This is a genomic window from Nocardia spongicola (genome assembly GCF_047200775.1).
Lineage (GTDB): Bacteria > Actinomycetota > Actinomycetes > Mycobacteriales > Mycobacteriaceae > Nocardia.
In genome coordinates, this window is the sequence record NZ_JBJZOO010000074.1 from 1 (window position 1) to 383 (window position 383).

The 383-nt window shown below is 63.4% G+C and carries 1 protein-coding gene; it reads right to left on the bottom strand.

Annotation, left to right across the window (positions count from 1 at the left end; translation table 11 throughout):
* Window positions 1–381: IPT/TIG domain-containing protein (locus tag ACL02S_RS24260; RefSeq protein ID WP_412804807.1), on the bottom strand; the 381-nt coding region annotated here is incomplete at its 3' end.
* Window positions 382–383: the final 2 nt, after the last annotated feature.

Sequence of the window (383 nt, forward strand, 5' to 3'; positions counted from 1 at the left end):
AGAAACGCTATTGCTGACACCACCCGCAGTAGTCACCGTAACCCCCACCGTGCCGGTCCCCGCAGGAACTACCGCAGTGATCTGCGTATCCGACACCACCGTGAACGACACCGCCGGAATCCCACCGAACAACACCGCCGTCGCACCGGTGAACCCGGTACCGGACAACGTCACCGAATTACCACCAGCCACCGGACCCGAACCCGGAACCACCGAAGCGAGCGTCGGAACTAGGAGATAGGTGTAGGCCACGCTGTTGCTGACACCGCCCGGCGTGGTCACCGTGACACCTACCGTGCCGGTCCCCGCAGGAACGGTAGCGGTGATCTGCGTATCCGACACCACCGTGAACGACACCGCCGGAATCCCACCGAAATCCACCG